8 protein-coding genes are annotated in these 6,399 nt (G+C 40.1%); all 8 read right to left on the reverse strand.

What is annotated here, in order from left to right; translation table 11 throughout:
* Positions 1 to 149: 149 nt before the first annotated feature.
* Positions 150 to 1,904, reverse strand: a complete 1,755-nt coding sequence (locus F991_RS16845; RefSeq protein ID WP_004670227.1) for a phage tail protein — start codon at positions 1,902 to 1,904, stop codon at positions 150 to 152.
* A complete protein-coding gene (locus F991_RS07150; protein ID WP_004670228.1) occupies positions 1,901 to 2,521 on the reverse strand; it encodes a phage tail protein I in 621 nt (206 codons plus the stop codon). Before F991_RS07150 ends, F991_RS16845 begins: the two co-directional genes overlap by 4 nt.
* The gene (locus tag F991_RS07155) at positions 2,521 to 3,423 is read right to left on the reverse strand and encodes a baseplate J/gp47 family protein (protein ID WP_004670229.1); all 903 of its coding nucleotides are present in this window, start codon (positions 3,421 to 3,423) and stop codon (positions 2,521 to 2,523) included. The genes F991_RS07150 and F991_RS07155 overlap by 1 nt, the downstream gene beginning before the upstream one ends.
* Positions 3,420 to 3,767, reverse strand: a complete 348-nt coding sequence (locus F991_RS07160; protein ID WP_004670230.1) for a GPW/gp25 family protein — start codon at positions 3,765 to 3,767, stop codon at positions 3,420 to 3,422. The genes F991_RS07155 and F991_RS07160 overlap by 4 nt, the downstream gene beginning before the upstream one ends.
* Positions 3,767 to 4,390: a phage baseplate assembly protein V gene (locus tag F991_RS07165; protein WP_004670231.1), complete on the reverse strand. Its 624-nt coding sequence runs from the start codon at positions 4,388 to 4,390 to the stop codon at positions 3,767 to 3,769. Before F991_RS07165 ends, F991_RS07160 begins: the two co-directional genes overlap by 1 nt.
* A gap of 77 nt (positions 4,391 to 4,467) precedes the next feature.
* A complete protein-coding gene (locus tag F991_RS07170; RefSeq protein WP_002060551.1) occupies positions 4,468 to 4,917 on the reverse strand; it encodes a phage virion morphogenesis protein in 450 nt (149 codons plus the stop codon).
* Complete coding sequence (locus F991_RS07175) at positions 4,914 to 5,441, reverse strand: phage tail protein (RefSeq protein ID WP_004670232.1); 528 nt, start codon at positions 5,439 to 5,441, stop codon at positions 4,914 to 4,916. Before F991_RS07175 ends, F991_RS07170 begins: the two co-directional genes overlap by 4 nt.
* Complete coding sequence (locus tag F991_RS07180; protein ID WP_004670233.1) at positions 5,438 to 6,295, reverse strand: N-acetylmuramidase domain-containing protein; 858 nt, start codon at positions 6,293 to 6,295, stop codon at positions 5,438 to 5,440. The genes F991_RS07175 and F991_RS07180 overlap by 4 nt, the downstream gene beginning before the upstream one ends.
* Positions 6,296 to 6,399 lie beyond the last annotated feature (104 nt).

Genomic DNA, 6,399 nt, shown 5'->3' on the forward strand with positions numbered 1-6,399 from the left:
TTAAATGTAGCCCAACTAACACCGGTAAGCCTACGAAACTTAACGTTTGATAATTTTTGAATATCTTTGAATTTCATCCAAGGATTATCTCTTGAATTAAATAATTTTGCTGATTAATTTAAGATCAAATAAATTGTACGTTTTTTGATTTATGACGGAAGTCTATTGTTATTTGTATCGATAACTGTTAAATACTGAATGTAATCCTCATCGGAATTGGAAAAAAACGATGCGTTAATTTCTAATATATCATTCGCAGAAGATAATAATTTTGAATTTATATATGTTCCAGATGTTCCTAAAACATATATCTCCCCCAATTCTGTTAATACTTTATTTCCAATATTTTTAGTTAAATAGCTATTGTTTTCTAAACGGTTAATATCTTTGTAGAGACCAATTTCCTTAAAATATTTACTAGGTTCAACATATAATAAGTATTTATCTAAATTGTTTTTTTCAAGCAAAGAAGCACTACCGTAGAATGTTACTGAAAGCGCATCGTAGATATAAACCATTGTATAAGTATTAGTTAGTAAGAAGTGGTCTGTTGGTCTATTGCGATCAGTGTTTGGAGTGATACCGTCAGATGATAAAAACCCAGAAACGTAGTTACCTTTTGAAAAAATGGTATTTTTATAGGAATCCATCTTAATTAAATAATCGCCATAGTTTAATTCAAAATAATTACCTTCAAGACTTAAATAACAACCATTTCTATCAATGTTGTGGTCTTTGATATAGATAGTATTGCCTGAACCTTCCAACATATTGTCATGTATGGTTAGAGCTGCATGAAACACTCCATGTATACAACCACTACTATTTTGTTCGATTTGATTGCCGACTATCCTTGCTCCAAAAACATTGCCATCTGCCAAAATTGCAATGCTATTATTTGAAATAGTACATTTCTCAACGACCAGCGTTGCAAGCTGTGTTTGAACACCATGATCTTTAATATGAAGAACATTTTTGAGTCTTGAACCACTCACTTCTTCTAGAATAAATCCACGATCAGGTCCATTCGTTTTTGCACTATGTTGTATCGCTACTTTAGTTAAAGGAAGTTGATCAGGGTGAGGAATAAAACCGATATTTTTAACTGTCCACTGGTCTGCTGGGTTACCTAAACGTTCAGCTGTGTTTTTATCACCACCTAAATCAAAAGCTGGACCTTCTGAATCAACGATAATATATCCTTTTTTGCCAACACCTCGATAATATGTCGCGGCTCGATTTCCAAAAATCATAGACGGCATATTAATTACAACGGTATCTTTTAATAAATAACTTTCTTGACGGCAAGGTATAAACATGTAAGTGAGCTGATCAAGATCCATTGCCGTGGCATTATTTTGCAATGCTAAGTGATCATCATGGAGTCCATCTCCTTTTGCTCCATATTGTTTGACACTTACATTGCTTTGACCTTTGAAAACTTCGTCTTGAACATATTGCGCAGTTGCTAACACAACATCAGGATCAACAATTAATTCAAAACTTCCAGAGTTGTCGACTTGAATCACAATCCGAATCGTTTGAATTTTTGCTGCACCTTCTTCAACCGTTGGTTTATACGTTGGTGGGTAACTTGCAATTGCCAACATGGTATTACCAGTACTGTCATAGAGAGCCACTTCACGAATGTTAAAACCACCAACAGCGGAAGGAATGATTGCTTCACAGACTAACCAATTTGGGTTCTTACTATGAACTTCAACTTTATTCACACCAACACGATAGACTTCGTTAAGTAATGAAGTTGCATTTTCATCAGGTTCAGGAATATATCCATTGCCATCACCGAAAGCCATATATGTAATAGGAACTTTAGAACTATTATTCATTGCAGCGGTGATTGCTGCTAAACCTGCGGTCGTAATCTTAGTGTAATAACTCATACTTGAGCTCCAAAAGGATAAATTTCAGTTTCTGTTTGCTCATAGAAAGCCCAAATAGGAGCTGCGGAAATAATGGCATCCTGGACTTCTGGGAAAATGGTTGTATCGTCACCGCTATAACTGCCTGCTAAGGCATAGATCTGTGCATAGCTGGGTGTGACATTGATTTGTATATGTTTGCAATGGCGTGTAAGCGGTCGAGCGTCATCAATGAGCTGAAGTAACGTATTCAGCCCTTGTTCCGTTAATGATTGATTATTGGTGTCGATTGCGATCTGGAATGTACCTGGCTCAGACATTGGTACTTCTTGCCACCATTCATAAATGGTGACGCTGTAACCGAAGGCTTCAACGATCTTACGTAAGGCGTAATTGGTACCTTTGTATTTGTGAACTTCAAAACTTGCTTTAATCTGCTGTTTTTTGACTTCTTCAGACCAATCTTGTTGCCAGCGGTCAACACTGTTTTCCCAAGCCAAATGCGGTAAGAATTGGCTTGGTACATCATTCAAGGTGACAAGACTTCGTAAATTTGCAGGCAAGTTTGAATTGTTGCCAAGTTCTTCAGCAACTTTACGTTCAAGCTCGGTACTGTTTGGAGGAAGTAAGTTCTTCATTAACCCTCCGCGATGGTGACATTCACACCAGTACAAAACGATGCTTCAAAAGCTGTGACTAAAACGTCTGCAGGTGGGCTGATCAATTCAACACGTTCAACACCTGAAACATGCAATTGTTTAAAGATCGCTGACAGATAAATGCTTTGGCCAATACGTTTTGGAGATTTAATAAACGCATTGATATTGGCAATTGCTTCTTCAAGCACTGGATCTGTTTCAGGCAGATTGTTGTGGTGAAGAACGGCTTGAATTTGATATTCGATAATGCCAGCGGATTGAACTGTCACACGGTCAGCTGTAGGTCGAAGTTTTTCACCTGAAACATAGTCGTAAACTTTCTGACATAGTTCGGGTGAAGCAGCACCATTTTCAGAATCACGTTGCAAAATGGTGATCAGTGCCTGGGAAGGAGCAGGGGAAGACGCATAAGCGTCGGCCACACGACCATCAGCACTGAGTGAATGGAATTCATACGCTGATGTTGGACCTGCAACGGATAAGGCATCAAATGCTTTGCTTGCTCGGTAGCGTAGATCCTCATCACTTTCATAAACCGCTGGTGTCGGTGGTGTCGTGGTTAAATCTTCAGGCGAAATAATAAGACGCTGAATGCCATAATCTGCGACTTTGGCATCCAGATCTGTACCAGTGGCATAAGCCAAAAACACTGCTCGATATTGGGCATTGAGCTTTGAGCGAAGTAAAACTTCACGATAAACGTTTTCTTGTAACAGCTTGGTGAGTGGTTCGCTTTCACGTTCCAAGGTTTTACGAATTTGGTTTTGTTTGTTGCTTGGCCATAGCGCAATCAGGGCTTCTTTACGCTCATTAAAGATGGTTTCAAAATCGAGTTCTTCCACCGCTTTGGGTGGTGTGAGCTGGTTAAAATCGACACTCATAACGTAGATCCAAAGTTAAGTGGAATGCTTAAAGACTGTTGCTGATTGTTGTCGACCACATTGCAGTCAATTTCCAATTCAAATGAGCCACGACCAATCTGATTGATCGACACTGAATTTAAGGTGATTCGATCCTCCCATTGCAGTAATGCTGTTGCTGTTGCTGCATAGAGTTGAAGCAAGGTGATTTCATTGAAAGGGGAGTCAATGAGCTGTGGCAGCAATGAACCATATTCACGACGCATGATTCGGGTACCAATGGGCGTGGTCAAAATGTCCTGAATGGATTGACGAATTTGATCAATTTCAGTTTCGAGTTCACGACCACTTTCACGTGACATCATTACTGTGGTCCTCCAGTGGTTCCACCGCTATCACCTGGGTGAGTATGGCTAGTGAGACTGATACCACTTGCAGTGACATCCCCATCTGAACTAAATGTTCCTGAAGAATGGCTGCTGCCTTGAACCAACTGACTGCCACCAACGGTATTGTTTCCTGTCATGGCCGTACTGCCATTGACTTGTAAATTTCCATTGATGGTCGTATCACCGTTGACAGTGACACCACCATCAGCAGTCAAAACAGCTGTGCCACCTGAAGGTAAAACAGCAGATAAATGATGTGCTGCAACGTCATAGGCAATGACGCAGCCATCGGCAAACATACGAATTTTTTTGTTTAAATCATCAGATGGTGCAGGGTGGTCATCGTTATAAAATCCATATAAAACGAAGCTGGTTGGACCGATATCACCACATGGTGAAATGACAACACATTCTTCGTTTGTCGATGGCATGTCCCAAGTTGCATCGTCACCAGAACGAATATTTAGGCAACGGATTTCCGGTGTCTCTATATCGCCTAAATTGACGATGACACGTGGAATAGGTTTAGACGGATTGATGGTCTTGACGGTTCCAAATCGAACAATATTTTCAAGACGACGGTTAGCATCTGCATTCATGCAAACACTTTGCGTCAAGGACTAAGCCATTTCAGCTGATGGGGCTTGTATTAAGTGAGTTTTACAATGTTGAAAACTTAAAGATTGATATGTTTTAAGAATGAATCTTCAATCAGTTTTAAATCCTGATCTGTGAAGCCTAAAAGTTCACGTTTTGGATAGACCACACTCGGTGCGCCACGTTCAGCACGATCTTTTAAACCTTCCTGGTGTACTTGTGCAATACGTGCAACACGTCCCACAAAGCCAATCGCAATGGCATCCGCATTGCTGAGCAATTTTAAATGAGCAGTATTTTTTAATTTGGTGAACATTTTGCGCTTAATTTTGCCTTTTTGTTCACGTAGGCGTTTGCGCCTTGGGGTGTATGTTGAACCATCAGGGTTTTGTTGTGCAGAAATACGTTTGCCCTGATTTTTTCTTAAATCACGACCGATCTGTTTTGAAAGCTTGGCACGTTCACCCACTGATAACCGTTCCAAATACGGCTGTAAGTAGGTGGCAAGTTCTTCAACATTGTTCGTCATGGATTTCGACCTGTTGGTGGCATGTCTAATGACCAACCTTGTTTTTCAGCAGTGGTCCATGAAGCAATGACTTCACCCGATGGATCGATGACTTCAAAATCAGTGGCAGGTTGATATTCTGTGTACTTCGGTTCTTCAGGATGACTGAGTTCTAATTTGCCATCTTGCAGCTTTTTCACGACGACACGTTCAGTCAGTGGAATTTGGAAGTTAATGTCATATTTACTGTTATCAATCAGTTCAGCTTCAAAACTAATGGCTTGTTTACCTTTTTCATGGTTGGCCATCAATTCAGGCTGATTTTCTGCAATCCACGTGAACAGCACCACACCAATGACATCAACATCACCGGCATAGTCCGTGATGACCAGATCCAAGGTGTATGACATTTCAAAACTAAAACCACTGACCATGGTACTGCGAAGTGAACCATTGTTGGTGAAGATCAATAAGCGATCCTGATCAGGGCTGAGATCAGGAATCGCGTTGAGCAAATATTCTCTTAATTGATTTGGCTTTTTCATGCAGCTTTTGCACTCTTATAGTTTGGATCGAGGCGGTTCATCACACGTAAAAACTTAGTGTCATAGCCAAGTTTTTTATAGTTTTTGCCGTTATACAGTGAAAAAACCACGTGCCAATTTTCTTGACGTAACGCATCGATGAGCATCCATTTTTTATCATCGACTTCACCAGACTTGGTTTCACAGTAACGAAGGAATGCTTCAAACTGAAGGCTTTCACTTTGTTCATGCTGTGCTACAAATTCCTGAACAGATGCATAACCTAAGGCTTTCCAATTTTCACCCATGAGTTGGAAACGTCCCCACGATGCCGACTGTAATGCACATGATTCATCAAGCTGCTTGGCTTGACTTAAACGTGTGTACTCTGCAGATCCACCGTGATAACCACCTGTTTTGGTATTAACAATATTTGGATGTTTAGCCATGAGTGCATTGGCTTTGGTTTTGCCAAATTTCTGATTCAAATAGAAATACATGCGATGACGTTCAAACAGAATTTTAGGCTTACCATTTGGCAAATAACCTTCACCCAGCGTTTCAACTTCAGCAATGGCTTTGATTACGATGACAGGCACACCCAAACGTTTGGCACCTTCGACTAAATCACTTTCTTTTAAAAGTTTACTGGTGCATTCACCACGTAGGGCTTTTAGTGTGTAGTCACCGACCAATCCATCAACTTTAAGATTCTGCTTTTTCTGGAATTGAATCACTGCATATTCAGTATTTTCACCAAAATCGCCATCAATGCTGATTGGTTTTTTATTGCGTCCAGTAATGCCATTTTTAATCAGCAGTTTTTGCAATTCAGTGACGGCTGAACCTTTTGAACCTAATTTTAAAATACTCATGGTGTGCTCCTTAGCATTGAAACGACATTGCCTTTACTTCGAAAAATAAAGACCACTAAGAACACCGCGAGAATGGCATCCCAAATCGTGACCGGATCTTTAAT

It is taken from the genome of Acinetobacter sp. CIP-A165, assembly GCF_000367985.1.
Taxonomy (GTDB): Bacteria; Pseudomonadota; Gammaproteobacteria; order Pseudomonadales; family Moraxellaceae; genus Acinetobacter.